Raw genomic sequence first — 19,904 nt, 5'->3', positions numbered from 1 at the left:
AACATCCGGCCGTCACCTTGGAACTGGTGACTCCTCTGACAGCCGGGCATGCAGTGGAGGTGCAGCATGAAACGTAAAGACACCCAGGGTTTGACCCGCGCGGAAGCGTTTGAACTCTCAGAAGACATCCCCAGCAATCCCTCAACAGCGCCGACCATCGGCGATGTGATTGCCTCCCGTTTCGGACGCCGCGATATCCTCAAGGGCGCTCTGGCGGTGACCGCAATCTCAGCCGTTTCCTCGCTCATGGCCGGCACGAGCAAGCAGGCGCTGGCCTCCAAGGCGAGTTTCAGCTTCCCCGAGATCAAGCATGGTGTGGACGAAACCCACCACGTGGCCGAAGGCTACGACGCGGACGTGCTGATCCGCTGGGGCGATCCGATCTTTGCCGATGCGCCTGAGTTCGACCCCATGAAGCAGTCGGCCGCCGCACAGCTCAAACAGTTCGGCTACAATAACGATTACGTCGGTTTCGTCGGCCTGCCCTACGGTTCGGATAATCCGGACCACGGACTGCTGTGCGTCAATCACGAGTACACCAGCGAAGAAGTCATGTTCCCCGGCCTTGGCCGTCAGGACAAAGACGCCGAATTTGCCGGCATGACCCGGGAGCTCATCGACATCGAGATGGCCGCGCACGGCGGTTCCGTCATCGAGATCAAAAAAGGCACCGACGGGAAATGGGGCCTGGTCAAGGATAGCCGGTACAATCGTCGCATCACGGCCAGCACGACTGAAATGACGGTCTCCGGCCCCGCCGCCGGGCACGCGCGCTTGAAAACGACGGCTGATTCCAGCGGCACCAAGGTGATCGGCACCATCAACAACTGCGCCGGCGGCATGACCCCCTGGGGCACCTACCTGATGGCGGAAGAGAACTTCCATGGCTACTTCAACGGAGCCGTCGCCGAAGGCCACAAGGAAGCCGCGAACCATGAGCGTTACGGCGTTCCCGGCGGCTGGTACGTCTGGGGCAGCTACGAGGACCGTTTCGACGTGAGCAAGGAGCCGAATGAGCCCAACCGCTTCGGCTGGGTGGTCGAGGTCGATCCTTTCGATGCCAGCTCCACCCCGGTCAAGCGGACGGCGCTCGGGCGCTTCAAGCACGAAGGCGCCGAGCCGATCGTGAACAAGGACGGCCGGGTCGTGGTCTACTGCGGCGACGACCAGCGCTTCGATTACCTCTACAAGTTCGTGAGTGCTGGCACTTTCAACGCCGAAGACCGCGCCGCCAACATGAACCTGCTCGACGAGGGCACGCTCTACGTCGCGAAGTTCGAAGAAGGCGGCATGAACTGGCTTGCCCTGACTCATGGCGAAGGCCCGCTGACGGCCGCAAACGGTTTCGCCGACCAGGGCGATGTTCTGATCGAAACCCGCCGTGCCGCCGACCTGCTGGGCGCCACACCCATGGACCGGCCGGAAGACGTGGAGCCGAATGCCAAGACCAACAAGGTCTACGTCATGTGCACCAATAATTCCAAGCGCAAGGAAGAGCAGGTCAACGTCGCCAATCCCCGCCCGGCCAACACTTTCGGCCATATTATCGAGCTTTCGCCGCCTGACGGCGACCATGCCTCCGAGAGCTATGCCTGGGATATCCTCGTCAAATGCGGCGATCCCTCGGTTGCCGAGGTCGGCGCCCAATGGAACCCGGCCACCAGCGAAAACGGCTGGTTCGGTTCCCCGGACAACTGCGCGGTCGATCACATGGGACGTCTTTGGATCTCGACCGATCAGGGCAGCAACTGGTCGAAATCAGGCACCGCGGACGGTATCTGGGCCATGGAAACCGAGGGCGAGCTGCGCGGCACCGGCAAGATGTTCTTCCGGGTCCCGGTTGGTGCGGAAATGTGCGGTCCGCGCTTTGCACCGGACGACAAGTCCCTGTTTCTCGCGGTTCAGCATCCGGCAACCGACGGCACCAAGGACTATCCCGGCTTTGAGAAGAACTCGACCTTCGAGGAACCGGCGACCCGCTGGCCTGACTTCAAAGAGGGCGTTCCACCGCGGCCGTCAGTGGTGGTGGTCACCAAACAGGATGGTGGCGTGATCGGCGTATAATCACGTCTCACTCGTTTTAGGAAAGGGCGGCTGGAGCGTACCAGCCGCCCTTTTTTTGAGCATCGCAGCGGGCTTAACGGACTTGAAACGCTGCCTGCGAGACAATACCTCCTGGAGATCGTGCTGTGAGGCCATAGAATTTACTCAAACGCCCCACTCTTTTTATGCTAAGCAAGGGCCCCATGACCTTCTTGCCCCGCTTTTCACGAACCGGCGCTCTACCTGCCGCTGCCCTGGCCGGTCTGGTCGCGCTTGCGCCCGGATCTGCTGACCCGCATCCCCATGTCTGGATCGATACGGTGGTCAAGCCGCAGTTCGTGGGCGGCATGGTGACGGCCTTTGAGATTGATTGGACCTTCGACGACCTCTATTCCTTTTTGGTCATCGATGACTTCGACAGCAACAAGAACGGCACCCTCGATCCGGATGAGCTGGCGGCTTTGGCCAAGGCCAGCCGCGATACCCTGGGCCTCACCGACTATTTCACCCGGATCACGCTGGACGGCGAGCGGCTTCGGAACCTGAATTTCGAGAACCTGACCGCCACCTCCTTTCTGGAGCGGATCAGCTATCACTTTGTGATTAAGCTGGAGGCGCCGGTCGACCCTCGAACGCAGAACCTCACCTTCGCCACCTATGACGAAAACTACTACATCGAGATCCTGCTCAATGAACAGGATCCGGTCCGCTTCGAGGGAGATTGGCCACGCGCCTGCCGTTACGAGATCGGACGGGATGAGGTCAACAGGATTTACTTCGATCTGGTCGCCCCGACGATCGTAACCTTCCCCTGCCCCACATCTTGATATTCCGGACAGGGCGCCCGGCCTCCAGCGATCATCATAACAGAACACCGCGACAGTAAGTATTCATGTCCTCTTACCTGCGCCACCTGATCACCGCCTCCTTTTGTCTCTGTCTTGCGGCACTTGCCGGCATCGGCCTCATCCTGGCGACCTCGCAGCTCGATGCCGCGTCCGCGCAGATCCTGCAGGGTAGCGATCAAGAGCCTTCAACCGCGCCTGCCCTGCCCGGCCTGTCACCAGCGGCGGAACCGCAGTCTGCGCCGGGGGCGCTTGAAGGCTTTATCCTGCAGGTGCGGCAAAAACAGCAGGAGCTGCACCGGGACCTGATCAAGGTGATCCGGGACATGAAAAGCGACGAGACGAACCGCTCGCTTTACCTCCTGCTCTTCGCGTCCTTCCTTTACGGTATCTTTCACGCTGCCGGTCCGGGGCATGGCAAGATGGTGATCTCCTCCTATCTGCTGGCCAGCGAAGATCAGTTGCGACGGGGGATCAAACTGACCTTTCTGTCCTCGGCGGCTCAGGCGGTATCGGCGATCCTGCTGGTCGGTCTGCTCGCCATCGCGCTCGATCTCTCGCGCCTGGAAGTCACCGGCCAGACCCGGACCCTGGAGATCGCCAGCTACGTTCTGGTGATCGCGATCGGCCTTTGGATGTTTAGCGGCGCCGTGCGCGGCAAGGGCTGCGGGCATGACCACGGGCATGGCGGACAAGGGCATGGCGGACAGGGGCATGAACACCGTGACGATGACCATGGACACGGGCATGGGCATGGGCATGAACACGGGCACGGTCATGACCACCAGCATCACGCCCACGACTGCCACGGCCATCACCAACCGGTGGCCGCCGCCGCGGTCACGAAAACGGGCGTTCGTCAGTACCTGGGGGTCATTCTGGCCGTGGGTATCCGTCCCTGCACCGGCGCCGTGATCGTGCTGCTCTTTACCCTCGCCCAGGGCTTGCTTCTGGCGGGCATCGCCGCAACCTTCGCTATGGCCCTGGGGACCGCCCTTACAGTTGCCACACTCGCAATTCTGAGCGTCACATCGCGCAGGGTGGCTCTGCGCGTCGCGGGCAAGGAGTCATCCTGGCAGCGCCGTGTCCAAATCGGCATGTCGGTCATGGGGTCTCTGATGGTCATCGCGACGGGGGCGATTCTGCTGCTGGCGACAGTGGACCAGACGACTCTGCTCTAATTCCCCTGGCCCGGAATGAGATTGAAGCGCCAGCACACGCTCTTTTGAGACGCTCTGAAAAAGCCAATTAAATCAACATGAAGCACCGCCCCAAACGGCGATAACGCCCTATGATGGGCAAAACGTCACGGACGGATTGCAGGAAAACCGCCCGGGCCACTGTAAAATCCTCTATCCTTTTAAGGGTCGATTTAACATGCCCCGGAAACTTTTGTATGCGGATGGTGCTCCTGCGCGGCCTCTTTTTCCTCAGCTTTCTCGCCTGCTGGCAATCCGGGCCGAGTTTAATCTCTAAAGCTGCCGCGGAAAATGTCGTGCTGGAGCTGGTGTTGGCGATTGACGTCTCCTCCAGCGTGAACGAGAGCGAATATGCCCTGCAGATGTCGGGTTTTGCCGAAGCCTTCCGCCACCCGGCGGTGGTCGCGGTGATCGAGAGTCTGGGCAGCAAGGGCATGGTGGTCACGCTCATTCAATGGTCGGGCGCGGATACCTATGTTCAGGCGATCGACTGGACCCGGATCAACGACAGCGCATCGGCGGAGGCCTTCGCGGCGCAGGTCGAAACGGCGCCGAGACTGATCGAGGGCGGCGCAACGGCCATCGGCGATGCGATGCTCTTCGCGAGAGCTCTGATCGAGCTCAACGGCTACAACGGCACCCGGCGCACGGTCGATGTTTCCGGCGACGGCATCGCCAACCAGGGCAAGCAGCCGGCCGTGGCGCGCGCGATCCTGAACGCCGAGAACATTACCGTGAACGGTCTCGCGATCCTGAACGAAGAACCCAGGTTGGGCGCGTACTACAAGGCCGGCGTGGTGGGCGGGCCCAACGCCTTTCTGGTCACGGCGACCGATTTCGAGGACTTCGCCCGCGCCATCCGGATCAAGCTGATCACCGAGATCGACGGGCCGCTGATTTCCAGGAACCCCGGGCATGACCTCATTCCCGAAGGCATTGAATTTGTCGGCAACGAACACACGTCCGCAGACGCCGGCACTGCGCCGAACAGCGAAACATCCAAGTTGGGAGAGAAGAAACTCTATGCACGTCGTGATTTTTGAACTCGAACCCAAAGCCGGTTGCCACGACGACTACTTGGAGATCGCGGCGGACCTGCGCAAGGAACTGGACAAAATCGACGGCTTTATCTCGGTCGAGCGCTTCTCGAGCCTGACCACCGAAGGCAAGCTCGTTTCCATTTCCTTCTGGCGCGACGCCGAAGCCGTGGCAGCATGGCGGCAGGAACAGCATCACCGCAAGGCGCAGCACAGCGGCCGGTCCGAGCTCTTCGCCGACTACCGCCTGACCGTTGCGGAAGTCGCGCGGCAATATGGTCTGCACGACAGGGATCAGGCTCCGTCGTGAAACGGGGACTCTTGATCGGTGCGGTGACACGGGCAGGTTTGGCGGGAGAAAAGGAGCAAGCAGATGAGATATAAAACCCTCCACACAAGCTTCACGCTCGGTGCGGTCCTGCTCCTCCTGTCGGCAACGCCGTCCCTATCGAACGGCCTCTCGGTTCCCGCCGATGTAATCGCCATCTACGAGAGCGATACGGTGCTGGTCGACGCCTATCCCTGGCCCGGCATGACCTTGCGGGTGGTTGTGCGCCTGGCCAGCCTCGACGTGCCCCGGACACCCGGCCAGTGTCAGGCGGAATCCAAACGGGCCGCCGCGGCCCGCCGTTTTACCGAGAGGCGGATCGGCAGCCTGATCTCCTTGAACGGCGTGCGCGACGGCGACGATGCCGGCTCCGTCCGCGCGAACATTTCGACCCAGGAAGGGATGGATCTGGCGCAGTTGCTGATCCAATCCAACTTTGCCCGCCCTCATGACGGCGGCGAATCAAAAGGCTGGTGCAGAAACTAACCCGCCCCCCGCGGGCCCTCTGTCGCCCCCGGTGAATCAGTCTCGCTCGGATGTCCTGGCAGTCGCGGCTTCAGCCATTAAAAACTCCCGAAAAGCCTGAACCTTCGCCTTCTTGCCCGCTTCGGGCGGCATGACGAGGTAGTATCCGACACTCGATTCCAGCGAGAGATCGAAAGGCCGGACCAGGCGGCCGGCGGCGAGGTCATCCCCGATCAGCATAATCCGTCCCAGCGCCACGCCGCGGCCGCCGGCGACCGCTTCGATCATGACCGAGGAATCGTCGATGATGGTGCCCCGATGCGGATCCACGTCCGTCACACCGGCCAGCGTCAGCCAGGAGACCCAGTCCTCGTGGTTATCCTCGTGCAGCAGGTCGTGGTGTTTCAGATCGGATGGCGTGCGCAGGGGATGTGGCCCCTCGAGAAGCGCGGGGCTGCAGACCGGCACCATGTCGACCCCGATCAGAAACTCCGCCGTCACGCCGGGCCAGCGTCCATCCCCCGCCCGAATCGCCACATCGATTTCATCCGCGATAAAATCGACCAATTGCAGCGAATGGTGCAGACGCAGATCGATCTCCGGATTCTGCTTCCAGAAGCGTTCCAGGCGTTTCACCAGCCACTTGGAAGAAAAGGTGGGGGTCAGGGAGACCGAGAGGTTCGTATCGTCGCCGCCGCGCTGTAGATCAAGGATGGTTGCGGCGATCCGGTCAAAGGATTCGCTCACCACCGGCAGGAGCTGCTGCCCTTCATCGGTCAGCAGAAGCTTCCGTGTGAGGCGGTGAAAGAGCTTGAAGCCAAGCTGTTCCTCCAGGGACTTGACCTGATGACTGACCGCCGCCTGGGTGACGTTCAGTTCTTTTGCGGCCTCCGTGAAACTGAGACTTCGGGCGCCCGCCTCAAAGGAGCGCAGGGCATTCAAAGGGGGAAGTCGGCGCATATTGTCCTCGGCCTATAAATTATTAATTCTAATCCATTGATTAGAAGAGATCGTTTGTCAGCTGAACCATTACTGCAGACTTAATAGAGCAGACTGGAAACCCAAAGAGATCATCTCCCAATCTTATACATAAGGTATGTTATATCATGGACCTCATTTTTCGCGGCATGTCCCGGGCTGCCGGTGTTGAAATCCCTGCGGACAAACGCCTGCCCTGGGAACGTCCGGATCAGGAGGAGCCAAGGCGGTCCATGGTTCTTCGCCGCAGGCGGGTCCAAGTCAGTAAAGGAGCACGCCTCTGGCTCGCAAGGGCCCTCGGGTTCACGGGCAAGCGTCTCGTACGCGCTGCAACGGCGTTGGAACCAGACCGTTTTGCTCCACACTCTTAAGAGCATGAACTGTATTCAGCATCCGGTTTCAGGCGACGGACAGGATACAGGCCAGGAGATCACCAAGCTAGACACGGCAACAGCGTCTGCTCTAGTAGTTGCTGTGTGATCGTTCCTTCGCTCTCTCCTCAAACCAGGACCCATTTGACATGAAGCTCAGAACTGCCTGCCTGCTTGCACTCTCGTTGTTCGTCGCCACCCCGGCTGCGGCAAACGACGCCGAACTGGAAACCCTTGCCAGGGATTATTTTGCCAGTGTGCAAAGCGAAGGGGTCGGCGCCATCGCGAGCGCTCTGCATCCGGATGCCCTCGCAGAGTTCAGGGCGATGATCCTGCCGATCTTTGAGGCCGAAGCCGAGTCAGGACAGCCCAATTTTACCAATGCGGTTTTCGGCGGCCCAAAGACTATTGATGAGATTCGCGCCCTTGACCCTGAGGCTTTCATCGGCGCGTTTATGAGCTTCCTCGGTCAGCAGATGCAAAATCTGAACGTTAAATTCGATCAGATCGACATCCTTGGATCAGTTCCGGAGGGCGAGGTCAGGCACGTTTTGGCGCGTGTCACCGTCGGTGCGGGTGAAATCTCGGTGACTGAAATGGAGGTCTTGAGCTTCACGCCTTACGAAGACACCTGGCGCCTGCAGTTGAACGGTGAACTCAAGGGGATCGCCACTGCGCTGCGCGGCAGCATCCCTCAGTAGGGTGCTCCGGACACAAAGATAATCTGGTCCGAAAGACGTCTTGTGAGAGACGGGGCCTGCCGAGAGGCAGGCCCTATCTTTTTTCGCCTAACCAGCCGTCGAGAAACCTGCCCAGCCAATCTCCCAGCGGAGCGTCATGCTGTTTGCTGTCCGCCAGCTGCCGTTCGGCGGAGTGTGCACCCGGCTCCTCCAGCATATGCGCGGCGTCGGTGAGCCAGCGTTTGGAAATCTCCGGCGTCACTTCGGGATGAAACTGAATTCCGTAGATCCTGGGGCTCAGGCGATAAGCCTGATTGGGAAAGACAGATCCTGTGGCGAGAAGCTCGGCGCCGTCCGGCAGCTCGAAGCCTTCCTTGTGCCACTGATAGACATGCATGGGGTCCTGCAGGAAACCATCAGCCGCCGCCGTGGGCTCAATCTCGACGTAGCCGATCTCATGCTTTCGTTCCGGGTGCATCGACACCTTCGCCCCGAGGCTCCGGGCCAGGATCTGCGCCCCGAGACAGATCCCCAGATAGGGTCGCTCTGCCGCGACCCAGCGCCCGACCCAATCGATCTCTTCAGCGATGTAGGGCGCAGTCTCGCCGTCATTGGCGCTCTCCGGACCGCCGTAGACCACCGCGGCAGCAACGTCTGTTAGCCTTGAAGGATCGGGGAGCTCGTCACCCCGCCCGGGAGAAATCCATTCAACCTCGAAACCGCGCTCGGAAATCATGCGCGAGGCCCTGTCGTCACGCTTGCCGACGGGATGATCGATCAGGATGACTTTTCGCGCCACTCACCTCTCCCCTAAAAACACTCATACCACGCGTCCAGAAAGACTTAGTGCGTGACTGGTGAAAGACCAAACACTTAGAGCTCTTCTCCAACCGATCAGGTTCGTGGCCGGATCAGTTTCAGGGACGCGCGCTCAAAAAGGCGCGCATATGAAAAGCCGCCTGCTCCGGCTGGTAACGCACGTCACTCCCCACGGGACAGGCGCGACGCGCCCGGCAGCCCAGCTCCATGCAATCACGCCCCTCGGGCCCCGCGATATGTGCGGCGCAGGCCGCGACGTCATAGCCCTGGCCTGAGAAGGCGGATACAGGACAGGCCGAGAGGCAGGGTTGACCGGAGCAGGACAGACAGGGCGAGACGCCATCATCTCTGGGCGGCAGTGCAATCCGGGCCGCAAAACACAACGCTCCGCGGTAAGCATGCCAAAGACCGTAATCACGTTGGACCAACAGACCCAGCGGCGAGGGCCAGACCGGCTCCGATTTCCGCGCCCAGGCCTGAAAGGGAAAATAGGGCGGGCCGCCAAAGGGAAACACCGGCTCGGCACCAAGGTCTTCGGCCAGGCCGGTGATCACCCGGCGGCTCCAGCGATCCAGGGGCCCCAAGTCAGGATCTGACAGCGGATGCGCGTGAGACGATCCGCCGTCGCGGCCTTCCGGAGACGCCCGGAAAGCCTGCCACATACCGTCGTCGACGTTCCCCAGCAGCAAAAGCGTCCGCGCGGGCGCACCCGTCTTCAGAAGCGGAACGCCGTCTTCGGCAGAAGGGTGAAATCCGCCGCGGAGCGACAGCCCCGAGGCCGCAACCGCATGCCGGACAGCTTCAAGCTCCATCGCCCGCAACGCCCCGGCCCCGTTGTTCGCCCCGGCTCTCTTCCTCACCCCAGGCCTCATCGTCCCAACCGCCCTCGTCCCCACTTCCATCGTTCCCACTGCCATCGTTCCAGGCCTTATCAGCGGGGTCACCCGGGCTCAGGTCTTCCTCGACAAAGTCCCACTTGATGGCTTCCCCATCGAACCAGTCGATCACGTGGTCCTCGAGATCGGCATCCTCGACCTCGGTCTCCGGCACCACCCGGTTCAGCACGGAATTTCCCGAGCGATGGACCGAGTCCGGATCTCCGCTCACCAGCGGATGCCAGTCTTCCAGCGGTTTGCCCTCGGCCAGCAGACGATAGGCGCAGGTGGCCGGCATAAAGCCCAGGGATCCAATGTTCTCAGGTGTCAGCGTGACGCAGTCGGGCACATATTTCGAACGCTGCGGATACTGGCTGCACTGGCAGGTGCCCAAATCCAGCAGTTTGCAGGTGACATCTGTCGCGACAATGTCGCCGCTGTCCTCGTCCTCGAGCTTGATCAGGCAGCATTTTCCGCAGCCGTCGCAGAGCGATTCCCACTCTTCCCGGTTCATGTCTTCCAGGGGTTTGCGCTGCCAAAAGGGAAGTTCGGATGTCATGCAGGGCTGATACACCGACCCAGGCAAATGCACAAGCTATGCGGGGCTATCCGGGGCCATCCGCCCCCCGGCGGACAGGGATGAGGGGCCGTTACGGACGATTGACCTGATCTCAAATCCGAATTAGAAGTTGTATATACAACCTTATAGGCCAGAGCATGACTGACAAAGGCGCCTTCACACTCTCACCGGGTCATCTGACACTGGACGACCTGCGGACGGTCTGGCAGGGCGACCAGGCCCTGCAGCTTGATCCAGGCTGTGCCGAGGCCATCGACCGATCGGCCGAGACCGTCGCCACGGTGCTGCGCGAGGGACGGACGGTCTACGGGGTGAACACCGGCTTCGGCGTGCTCGCCAAGACTTCGATCCCGAACGATCAGGTCAGTGAACTGCAACGGCGCCTCGTGCTGTCCCATTCATCGGGGGTCGGCGCACCGCTCTCCAACGCCGTGGTCCGGCTGATCCTGCTGTTGAAGGTCAACGCACTTGCGCGCGGCTTTTCAGGCATCCGGCGCGAGGTTATCGACCGTTTGATCGCGCTCTTCAACGCCAGGGCCTATCCGGTCATCCCGGCTAAGGGGTCTGTGGGCGCTTCAGGCGATCTGGCCCCCCTGGCCCATTTATCCAGCGCGCTCCTGGGGGTCGGGGAAATCAGTCTGGACGGCCGGGTCATGGCCGCAAGCGAAGCCCTGGACGCCCTTGACATAGCGCCCGTGGATCTGGACGCCAAGGAAGGGCTGGCCCTGCTCAACGGGACTCAGGTCTCCACCGCGCTGGCCCTGGAAGGCCTGTTTCGTACCGAACGGCTGTTTGACTCGGCCCTGGTTGCAGGGGCGATGTCGGTCGATGCGGCGCTGGGCAGCGACACACCCTTTGACCCCAGAATTCACGAACTCCGCGGCCAGCCCGGCCAGATCGAAGTTGCTGCGCAGCTCAGAAGGCTTTTGGCCGGCAGCGAAATCCGCGGCTCGCACCTGGAATGCGACCGGGTGCAGGACCCCTATTCGCTGCGCTGTCAACCGCAGGTCATGGGGGCGGCGCTCGACATCATCGGTCAGGCTGCCCAGACCCTGACCCGCGAAGCCAACGCGGTCTCGGACAATCCCCTGGTGTTCTCCGACAGCGGCGAAATCCTCTCCGGAGGGAACTTTCACGCGGAACCCGTAGCCTTTGCCGCCGATATGCTGGCGCTGGCAATTGCGGAGATTGGCGCGCTCTCCGAGCGGCGAGTCGCGCTGCTGACGGATGCCGCCATGAGCAGCCTGCCCGCCTTCCTCGTCGCCGAGCCGGGATTGAACTCAGGCTTCATGATCGCCCATGTCACAGCCGCCGCTCTTGCCAGTGAAAACAAAGGATTAGCTCACCCTGCGTCGGTTGACAGCCTGCCAACCTCTGCCAATCAGGAGGACCATGTCAGCATGGCTACACACGCTGCACGGCGTCTCTCGGACATGGTCGAGAACAGCGCGCATGTCGTCGCCATCGAGCTTTTAGCCGCCGCTCAGGGGCTCGATTTACGCCAACCTCTGGTAAGCAGCCCTGAATTAAAAAAACATCTGCAACTCATACGTAAATCTGTACCCTTTCTGGACAACGATAGACAGATGGGAAAAGATATCGTTTCAATTCAAATACTTATACTTTCCGGGGACTTTTGCCTGTAGCGCAAATCTGTGATATTATTAGTGTTAATTCGTTTTAAATGTCGTCAAAGAAACGCCGCCGTCGTTACTCGTAGACACTCGCCATAGTTGAGGCTATATTTCTACTAATTGGAAATGCATTTGGTCCAATTTTAATACCAATAAGGGATTAAATGCCTTTCTACGAGAGATGGAAATTGAATACTAAAGGTAAGAAAATTGAGTATATTGCCGGCGTCAATTGAAGATAAACCTGAAGATTCGCAGGAGCAGTTTGTGCTTGACCAACAGATCAGCCATTTGCTCCGTCGCGCTCATCAGAGGGCCTCTGCGATCTTCTTATCTGTTCTGGGCGAACACCAGATCACCCCAACGCAATTCTTCGCAATGGCCAGACTGCACGAAAAAGGCCAACTGTCGCAGAATAAGCTCGGCCGCTATGCCGCAATGGATCCTGCAACGATCCAAGGTGTCATCCGGCGGCTGCATGAGCGCGGAATGATCGAGCGTATTCCGGATTCCACGGATCGCCGCCGCATGGTTCTCAGCCTCTCCCCTCTCGGGTATAAAACCGTCGAGGAGCTTTTGGCTGGCGCGAAGCGGGTCGATAGCGAGATTCTCGGACCACTCTCGGAAGAAGAACGCGCTCAATTCCTCAGCCTGGTGAAGAAGGTCGTCTGAGCCGGGGACTCACGGCGGACCTGACTGGAACAAGAACCAAGTTCAACCGGGCATGCCCGGTTGAAGCAGGCAACTTGTCGCCGTCCAGGCGACCCTTCCGCCTGGATCACACAAGACAGCTGCGCTGGACGAAAGCACCTCAAGTGACAACCCGACCAGGGACGGTCCGCTCATATGACTGTTCATGGCGGGTTGTCGCCTGTTCATAGACTGTCCTTTTGCTGCACTTCCACACTGACCGGGCGCACCGGTTCTCAATGAGAACGAAACGGGTCTTAACGAGAACGAAGTGCGCCGGATACCAGAGCCGGTCCAGTCGGAGTGGGTCCCTGCCTGCGGACTGGGAGCCTGACCCACCTGCCGCGGCGCTAAGATGGTGAAGCGAATCACATGCGATCGCAGCGCCACAAAGCTGTTCCAGCCAAACCGGATCCAGTCTAAGTTTGACCAGTGCCTGACCGCATTTCGCCGGATCGGGAAACGCAGCAACCCTCCCGCGAGACTGGATTAAGCAGCATGATAAACCCCGCCGCCGGTACCCCCGACACAGACATTCCAGCCACAGATATCCCCGCCATTGATACGGACGTCATCATCATCGGCGCCGGACCGGTCGGTCTCTTTGCCGTCTTCGAACTCGGCCTGCTGGACCTCAAGTGCCATTTGATCGACATCCTGGACCGTCCCGGCGGGCAATGTGCGGAGCTCTACCCGGAAAAGCCGATCTACGACATCCCGGCCCTGCCGATCTGCACCGGCCAGGAACTGACCGACCGTTTGATTGAGCAAGCCAAACCCTTCTCGCCGGAGTTCCACTTTTCGCAGATGGCGGAGAAGCTTGAGAAGATGGACGACGGCCGCTGGCGGCTGACCAGCGATACAGGCACGGTCTTACAGGCGCCGGTCGTCGTAATCGCTGCCGGTGGTGGCAGCTTCGTCCCTAAAAAGCCGCCTATCAAAGGCATTGAAGACTTTGAAGGCACATCGGTGCACTACGCCGTACGCAAGATGGAACAGTTCCGCGACAAGAACATCCTGATTGCTGGCGGGGGTGATTCCGCGCTGGACTGGACCGTCAACCTGCAACCCCTCGCAAGGCAGATGGCACTGGTGCACCGGCGCGACGAGTTCCGCGCCGCACCGGACTCGGTCAATAAGATGAGAGACCTGGTCGCGGCGGGCGGCATGACCCTGCACATTGCCCAGGTTGCCGCCTTACACGGAGAGAACGGACAGCTTGAAGCCGTCACTCTGAAAAACAAGGAACAGGGTGAGTTCCAGGTCGCCTGCGACACACTGCTGGCATTCTATGGCCTGACCATGAAACTGGGGCCGGTCGCGGAGTTCGGGCTGAACCTGCATGAGAACCTGATCCCCGTCGACACCGAGAAGTTCGAAACCAGCCAGCCCGGCATCTTCGCCATCGGCGACATCAACCACTATCCGGGCAAGCTGAAACTGATCCTCTCCGGCTTCCACGAAGCGGCCCTGATGGCGCAACAGGCCTTCCGGATCATTCACCCGGACCAGAAGCTGCGCTTCCAGTACACGACCTCGAGCTCGAGCCTGCAGAAAAAACTCGGAGTCTCCTGAGCTCTCGTGCCTCGGACTGGCCGGAGGAATCTTGAGTGGACTTAAGGGATTAGGCGTGGCTGTCCAGATAGGCGATGATCTGGTCGGCAAGAGTATCGGGATCGACCTCGCCGCTATTGAGGACAATCTCGGCGTTCACAGGCGCTTCGTAGTCTGAATCGATACCAGTGAAGTTTTTCAGCTCGCCGGCCCGGGCTTTCTTGTAGAGCCCTTTGGGATCGCGCGCCTCACAGATCTCAAGCGGCGTGTCGACATAGACTTCGACGAACTCGCTCTCGTCCATCAGCGCCCGCGCCATTTGCCGCTCCGAGCGGAAGGGCGAAATGAAAGACGCCAGCACGATCAGGCCCGCGTCCACCATCAGCTTCGCGACCTCCGCCACCCGGCGGATGTTCTCCACCCGGTCCTGGTCGGTAAAACCCAGATCCTTGTTCAGGCCGTGACGGACATTGTCACCGTCGAGCAGATAGGTTCGCCTGCCCATGGCGTGGAGCTTTTGTTCCAGGCGGTCCGCGACGGTCGACTTGCCCGAACCGGACAGACCCGTGAACCAGAGGACACAGGGTTTCTGCGCGTTGGCGGCGGCTCGGGCCACCTTGTCGACCTTCATATCGTGCCATTCGATATTGCTGGCGCGGCGCAGAGGGAAGTCGATCATGCCCGCGGCAACAGTGGCATTGGTGAACTTGTCGATCAGGATGAAAGCGCCGGTCTGGCGGTTATCCTTATAGGCGTCAAAGGCAACCGGCCGGTCCAGGGCGATCTTGCAGTACCCGACATCGTTCAGGCCAAGGGTCTTGGCGGCCAAATGATCCAGGGTGTTCACGTCGATCAGGTGGGTCAGGTCCGTGACCCGCGCGATCGTCTGATCAGACGCAAAACGCGCCACGTAGGTGCGCTCCGGCAGCATCGAATCACTATCCATCCAGATGATGTGCGCGGCGAACTGATCGACGGTGTCGGGCGCGGACTTCGGATGCGCCAGGAGATCCCCGCGGCTGATGTCGATTTCGTCCCGCAGCGAGATCGTTACCGCCTGACCGGCAACCGCCCGCTCAAGCTCACCCGCCGGGCCGACAATGCCCTTCACCTGCGATGTCTTGCCCGAGAGGCTTGCAAGGATCGGATCTCCTACGGACACGCTGCCGGACGCGACGGTGCCGCTGAAGCCACGGAAATCCTGATTGGGGCGGTTGACCCATTGGACCGGAAGACGGAAAGGCCTTTCACGTGCTTGTTCCGCCCGCTCGCCGGTAAGCTCAATATCTTCCAGGGTGGCCATAAGCGTGGGTCCGTCGTACCAGGCCATCGTCTCCGAGGGAGTGAACACATTCTCCCCGGTCAGCGCCGAGAGGGGGATGGCGTGAACCGCCGCGAGGTTCAGTTCCTCCGCGAAAGCGACATATTCCTCAAAGATGGCGTCGAAGGTGGACTGGTCATAGTCAACCAGATCCATCTTGTTGACCGCCAGCACCACCTGCCGGATGCCGAGCAGGGACACAATGTAAGAATGGCGCCGGGTCTGAGTCAGAATACCTCTGCGGGCATCGATCAGAATAACCGCCAGATCAGCGGTCGAAGCGCCGGTTGCCATGTTGCGGGTGTACTGCTCATGCCCGGGCGTATCGGCCGCGATAAACTTGCGCTTGTCGGTCTCAAAGTAGCGGTAGGCGACGTCGATCGTGATGCCCTGCTCACGCTCGGCCTGCAGTCCGTCAACCAGCAGCGCGAGATCGACCTTCTCGCCCTGGGTGCCGTACTTTTTGCTCTCGGTGGCCGTCGCCGACAGTTGATCCTCGAACACGGTTTTGGAGTCGTAAAGCAGGCGCCCGAGCAGCGTCGATTTTCCGTCGTCCACCGATCCGCAGGTGATGAAGCGCAACTGGTCTTTCGCATCCTGTGCTTTGAGGAAAGCCTCGATATCGATCTCCGCAGTCCCGTTCTGCGGCACGCCAGTATTTTGCGTGGCCGTGCTTTGCCTGGCGATTTTTGCCGCATCGGTCGTTGCTGGATGAGAGGTGCGCATCAGAAATAGCCCTCCTGCTTTTTCTTTTCCATTGAGCCGATCTGATCCTGGTCGATCACCCGCCCCTGCCGCTCCGAGCCCCGGCTCTGCAGGAGTTCCAGAATGATATCCGGCACGGTCTTGGCCGAAGACTCCACCGCACCGGTCAGGGGATAGCAGCCAAGGGTGCGAAAGCGCACCAGCTTCTCCTCCGGCACTTCGCCCGGTGCAAGCGGCAAACGCTCGTCATCCACCATCACAAGCACCCCGTCGCGCTCGACGACGGGCCGCATCGCGGCAAAGTACAACGGCACGAGCGGAATGTTTTCACGGTGAATATATTGCCAGACATCGAGTTCCGTCCAATTGGAGATCGGAAAAACCCTGACGCTCTCGCCGGAGGAAATCCGGGTGTTGTAGAGGTTCCAGAGTTCCGGGCGCTGGGTCTTGGGATCCCAGCGGTGAGACTTCGAACGGAAGGAAAAAACCCGTTCCTTCGCACGCGATTTCTCCTCATCGCGCCGCGCGCCGCCAAAGGCCGCATCGAAACCGTGCTTGTCGAGAGCCTGCTTCAGGCTCTCCGTCTTCATGACATCGGTGTGAAGTTTCGAGCCATGGCTAATGGGACCGATGCCGCGCGCAACGCCGTCCTGGTTGATGTTCACGATCAGCTCCAGGCCCAGCCGGGCCGCCAGCTGATCCCGGAAGATAATCATTTCCCGGAACTTCCAGGTCGTATCCACGTGCAGCAGCGGAAAGGGCGGGACACCCGGCGCGAAGGCTTTCATGGCCAGATGCAGCATCACCGCCGAATCCTTGCCGATGGAATAGAGCATCACCGGGTTGCGGAACTCGGCCGCAACCTCGCGGATAATGTGAATAGACTCCGCCTCGAGCCGGTCCAGGTGGGAAAGACTTTGCATGGCACTCTTATTCAGTTGTTTTACCCAGCGCCGCCAAGATCCGATGTCGGCCACCGGCTATGCAAGTGCTTATAGTGGGGCAGCGCGGTTTCTTAAACCGCTTTCCGCCGCCCTTGAAGATATCGACCCAAGATTGCATGGTTTTCACACATGCAGACCAACCCGGTCTCCCACTTCAAAGCGGAATACACCTTCACCGGCTGTCAAGCTGGTCAGCCGAGATAAGTCTGGGCATGAGACCTGCGGGGACGGACTCAATAGAGTCGCGAGCTTGATCGTGAGTAACGCCCGTGCCTACTAGTGTGGTGGACGGACCGAGTGTTACTTGCCGGGGCCGGTTTCAAACATCGACGGAAAAAGAGCTCTATGTACCAGACATCCTTCAGGCTTTTCAAAGCACTGCTGAGCTACGTGGCAATCGCCGTGGTCGGAGAGATCCTCCTGGTCATCGCCCAGGAGAAGTTTCCGATCGGCAGCGGACACATATTCGTGTCGGTTCTCATCTGGTCTTACCTTGCCTTTAATGCACATGCGGAACTCCTCCTGCCCAAGAACCGCGACAAGACTGCGGATAACATGCGCATTCTGGGCTTTGCATTGCGCACCTTCGGAATCGGGGTGATATTCGCGATACCGGCTGTGATCCTGGTATTCCCGTTCATTGGAAGGCTGCTCGATGCCGTGACATGGAGCCAGGTGCTGGCCACCTGGGGAATCATCGGCCTGGCCTTGGCCGCCTGCTTCGTCATTGTCTTCTCGTTGTTCGGGAGCCTGCTGCCGGCTTTCGTCGCGGACCGCGCACGCGGTCTCGGCCCGGCACTGGCGCGGGGCTGGCGCCAATTCTTCTGGACCGCGAGCCGGCTGATCGCCGGCCCGGTCGTCACTTTCGCACTGGCCTACGTGGTCATCCTTGGCGGCAGCATCTACATGGATCCGCACACGGACCTTCTCAACGCGATTTACATCCCGAATGTGCCGATGTTTGCCATCCTGATCCTTGGCTACCTTATCCAGGCTCTCGGCACGATTATGGTTGCCGTTGTGCTGTCCAACGCCTTCCTTCGTGCCGGATCCGGCGAGGTCGCACAGACCTGATACGACTCAGGGCGGCGAGGCCCGGGAATACCCCCGAGGCTCAAACGTAATACTGACCGAAGCGGTTCTCAAGAAAGAGGCTGAGGTCGGCCTGCTCCTGCTTGACCAGCCCCTGCGCAGGCAGGTGTCCGCCGCGCACCAGATCGACCATGGCGCAGATTCCCGCCGCCGTGGTCAATTGGATGGCACTCCAGCGCTGCCCGCCGAGCTCTTTGCCGTAAACGTTCTTGGCATAGGACTCCTGGGTCAGGCGGCCATTCTGCATGCCGCTGACGGTCACAAAGATGACGATCACATCCTGCGGGGTCGCGGGCACAGAAGTTTCCAGGACCGACTTCAGCAGATCCCGGTGCGATGAGAGCCCGAGGTCGTTCAACAGCAGCTTGATGATCGCGTTGTGGCCCGGGTAGCGAATGGTCTTGTAGTTCAGATCCCGGACTTTCCCGGCGTAGCTCTCGCACAGCGTGCCCAGTCCACCGGAGGTGTTGAAGGCCTCATAGGTCACGCCGTCCAGAGCGAACTCCTCCAATCCCTCCAGCGGCAGAACCTCGCGCATCTCGCCTTCATGGATGGCTTCGCAGGGGTTGCAGTATTCGTTGATCAGGCCCTCGGTACTCCAGGTCATGTTGTATTTGAGCGCGTTCGAGGGATACTGCGGCAATGCCCCCACACGCATCCGGATCTCGTGGATCTCGTCGAAGCGTTTGGCGAGGTCGTTGGCCACAATAGAGATATACCCCGGCGCCAGGCCGCACTGTGGTACAAAGACCGAATTCGCGCCCTCGGACAGGCCTTTCACGCAGCGTGTACTAGCGACGTCCTCGGTCAGATCGAAGTAACCCGCTCCGCAGTCCTTCGCCGCCTCGGCCACCACCGGGGTCAGGCTGAAGGGTCCGGCGTTCAGCACCACGTCATGGCCGGCGATCGCCTCGCGCATGGCGCGGCCATCGCTGACATCCAGGCAGCGCGTTGAGATCTTGCCGTTCCAGGTGCCCTTGAGGCGCTCGAGCGCCTGACCATCCCGGTCCGCGATAGTGACCGCGTAGTCGTTGGTTCCGCAGAGCAAAGCCGTAATCGCTTCACCGATTTTGCCCCCACCGACAATGAGCGACCGGGTGGTCTGGTCGCCGTTCACACCTGCGCCGCAGGGCGGGGCGTCGGGGGATGTGTAAGAAGCGGACATTTGGACACCTCAAGCAGTTACCGGGTAAATCTCACTCTATGAAACCGCGGAACTCTGTCGAAATGAAGTGACCAATCTGTCGAAATAACGATATAATCTAGGCAATTTAACGACGGTAACCATAAATATGCCAATAGATGAAAAAGATCTTAAGCTTTTGGAACTGCTGAAAAACAATGCCCGAGAACCCACCTCGTCCATTGCCAGAACCCTCGGCGTTTCGCGTTCAACGATTCAAAGCAGGATCGAGAGGCTCGAACGCAGCGGCGTAATCAACGGTTACACCCTGCGCATGAGTGATGAATATGAGCGCAGCCGGATCAAGGCGCATGTCATGATCTCGGTCGCGCCCAAGCTCTCCAGCCGGGTCGCCGCCGGCCTGCGCGCCTTCTCGGAAGTGACTTCGCTCTACGCGGTCAGCGGCCCCTATGACTTGATCGCTGTTCTTTCCTGCCAGACGACCGAACGGATTGACGCGCTGCTCGATGAAATCGGCGCCCTGCCCGGCATCCGCAAAACGACCTCGTCGATTATCCTCTCCACGAAGTTTGCGCGCTAAGTCAGACACAGACAAACCGC

19 protein-coding genes are annotated in these 19,904 nt (G+C 60.2%); 12 read left to right on the top strand and 7 right to left on the bottom strand.

Annotation, left to right across the window (positions count from 1 at the left end; all coding sequences use genetic code 11):
• Positions 1-66: 66 nt before the first annotated feature.
• The 6 genes from FKG95_RS19425 to FKG95_RS19400 all read left to right on the top strand — a co-directional run bounded on the left by FKG95_RS19425 (position 67) and on the right by FKG95_RS19400 (position 5,938).
• A complete protein-coding gene (locus FKG95_RS19425) occupies positions 67-2,064 on the top strand; it encodes a PhoX family protein (protein ID WP_142898079.1) in 1,998 nt (665 codons plus the stop codon).
• 182 nt (positions 2,065-2,246) lie between these two features.
• Positions 2,247-2,870: a DUF1007 family protein gene (locus FKG95_RS19420; RefSeq protein WP_179954179.1), complete on the top strand. Its 624-nt coding sequence runs from the start codon at positions 2,247-2,249 to the stop codon at positions 2,868-2,870.
• Between the two features lie 65 nt (positions 2,871-2,935).
• Positions 2,936-4,069: a nickel/cobalt transporter gene (locus tag FKG95_RS29735; RefSeq protein ID WP_179954178.1), complete on the top strand. Its 1,134-nt coding sequence runs from the start codon at positions 2,936-2,938 to the stop codon at positions 4,067-4,069.
• Positions 4,070-4,284: 215 nt separating this feature from the next.
• Complete coding sequence (locus FKG95_RS19410) at positions 4,285-5,130, top strand: DUF1194 domain-containing protein (RefSeq protein ID WP_179954177.1); 846 nt, start codon at positions 4,285-4,287, stop codon at positions 5,128-5,130.
• Positions 5,111-5,434: an antibiotic biosynthesis monooxygenase family protein gene (locus FKG95_RS19405; RefSeq protein ID WP_142898076.1), complete on the top strand. Its 324-nt coding sequence runs from the start codon at positions 5,111-5,113 to the stop codon at positions 5,432-5,434. The genes FKG95_RS19410 and FKG95_RS19405 overlap by 20 nt, the downstream gene beginning before the upstream one ends.
• Before the next feature lie 63 nt (positions 5,435-5,497).
• Positions 5,498-5,938 carry a thermonuclease family protein gene (locus FKG95_RS19400; protein ID WP_142898075.1) on the top strand — a complete coding sequence of 147 codons (441 nt, stop codon included), beginning with the start codon at positions 5,498-5,500 and terminating at the stop codon, positions 5,936-5,938.
• Positions 5,939-5,974: 36 nt separating this feature from the next.
• On the opposite strand, the gene FKG95_RS19395 is transcribed toward FKG95_RS19400, so the two are convergent.
• Positions 5,975-6,877, bottom strand: coding sequence for a transcriptional regulator GcvA (locus FKG95_RS19395; RefSeq protein ID WP_142898074.1), 903 nt, complete (start codon positions 6,875-6,877; stop codon positions 5,975-5,977).
• 538 nt (positions 6,878-7,415) lie between these two features.
• On the opposite strand from FKG95_RS19395, the gene FKG95_RS19390 reads away from it, so the two are divergent.
• Positions 7,416-7,967, top strand: coding sequence for a hypothetical protein (locus tag FKG95_RS19390; RefSeq protein ID WP_142898073.1), 552 nt, complete (start codon positions 7,416-7,418; stop codon positions 7,965-7,967).
• Between the two features lie 73 nt (positions 7,968-8,040).
• Here FKG95_RS19390 and FKG95_RS19385 read toward each other — a convergent pair whose 3' ends face one another.
• The 3 genes from FKG95_RS19385 to FKG95_RS19375 form a co-directional block, all read right to left on the bottom strand.
• Positions 8,041-8,745, bottom strand: coding sequence for a glutamine amidotransferase-related protein (locus FKG95_RS19385; protein ID WP_142898072.1), 705 nt, complete (start codon positions 8,743-8,745; stop codon positions 8,041-8,043).
• 118 nt (positions 8,746-8,863) lie between these two features.
• Complete coding sequence (locus FKG95_RS19380) at positions 8,864-9,577, bottom strand: hypothetical protein (RefSeq protein WP_142898317.1); 714 nt, start codon at positions 9,575-9,577, stop codon at positions 8,864-8,866.
• On the bottom strand, positions 9,567-10,199 hold the full coding sequence (locus tag FKG95_RS19375) for a YcgN family cysteine cluster protein (protein ID WP_142898071.1): 633 nt from the start codon (positions 10,197-10,199) through the stop codon (positions 9,567-9,569). Before FKG95_RS19375 ends, FKG95_RS19380 begins: the two co-directional genes overlap by 11 nt.
• Positions 10,200-10,357: 158 nt before the next feature.
• Here FKG95_RS19375 and hutH point away from each other — a divergent pair, with 158 nt between their 5' ends.
• From hutH to FKG95_RS19360, 3 genes are all read left to right on the top strand, one after another.
• Complete coding sequence (hutH, locus tag FKG95_RS19370) at positions 10,358-11,866, top strand: histidine ammonia-lyase (protein ID WP_142898070.1); 1,509 nt, start codon at positions 10,358-10,360, stop codon at positions 11,864-11,866.
• Positions 11,867-12,064: 198 nt separating this feature from the next.
• Positions 12,065-12,526: a MarR family winged helix-turn-helix transcriptional regulator gene (locus FKG95_RS19365; RefSeq protein ID WP_246116829.1), complete on the top strand. Its 462-nt coding sequence runs from the start codon at positions 12,065-12,067 to the stop codon at positions 12,524-12,526.
• A gap of 516 nt (positions 12,527-13,042) precedes the next feature.
• On the top strand, positions 13,043-14,119 hold the full coding sequence (locus tag FKG95_RS19360; RefSeq protein ID WP_142898069.1) for an NAD(P)/FAD-dependent oxidoreductase: 1,077 nt from the start codon (positions 13,043-13,045) through the stop codon (positions 14,117-14,119).
• Positions 14,120-14,168: 49 nt separating this feature from the next.
• Here FKG95_RS19360 and cysN read toward each other — a convergent pair whose 3' ends face one another.
• A complete protein-coding gene (gene cysN / locus FKG95_RS19355; protein WP_142898068.1) occupies positions 14,169-16,145 on the bottom strand; it encodes a sulfate adenylyltransferase subunit CysN in 1,977 nt (658 codons plus the stop codon).
• Complete coding sequence (gene cysD / locus FKG95_RS19350; RefSeq protein ID WP_281281487.1) at positions 16,145-17,062, bottom strand: sulfate adenylyltransferase subunit CysD; 918 nt, start codon at positions 17,060-17,062, stop codon at positions 16,145-16,147. Before cysD ends, cysN begins: the two co-directional genes overlap by 1 nt.
• 351 nt (positions 17,063-17,413) lie before the next feature.
• Between cysD and FKG95_RS19345 the strand changes: the two genes are divergently transcribed.
• Complete coding sequence (locus FKG95_RS19345; RefSeq protein WP_142898066.1) at positions 17,414-18,142, top strand: hypothetical protein; 729 nt, start codon at positions 17,414-17,416, stop codon at positions 18,140-18,142.
• Positions 18,143-18,182: 40 nt separating this feature from the next.
• Here the strand turns inward: FKG95_RS19345 and FKG95_RS19340 are convergent, their stop codons facing one another.
• Positions 18,183-19,325, bottom strand: coding sequence for a saccharopine dehydrogenase family protein (locus tag FKG95_RS19340; RefSeq protein ID WP_142898065.1), 1,143 nt, complete (start codon positions 19,323-19,325; stop codon positions 18,183-18,185).
• A 127-nt stretch (positions 19,326-19,452) separates the two neighbouring features.
• On the opposite strand from FKG95_RS19340, the gene FKG95_RS19335 reads away from it, so the two are divergent.
• On the top strand, positions 19,453-19,884 hold the full coding sequence (locus tag FKG95_RS19335) for an Lrp/AsnC family transcriptional regulator (protein WP_142898064.1): 432 nt from the start codon (positions 19,453-19,455) through the stop codon (positions 19,882-19,884).
• Positions 19,885-19,904: the final 20 nt, after the last annotated feature.

It is taken from the genome of Denitrobaculum tricleocarpae, assembly GCF_007004665.1.
In the GTDB taxonomy this organism is placed as follows: domain Bacteria; phylum Pseudomonadota; class Alphaproteobacteria; order Kiloniellales; family Kiloniellaceae; genus Denitrobaculum; species Denitrobaculum tricleocarpae.
Note: the sequence above shows the minus strand (reverse complement) of the source record. Positions and strands in the feature narration are given on the sequence as shown.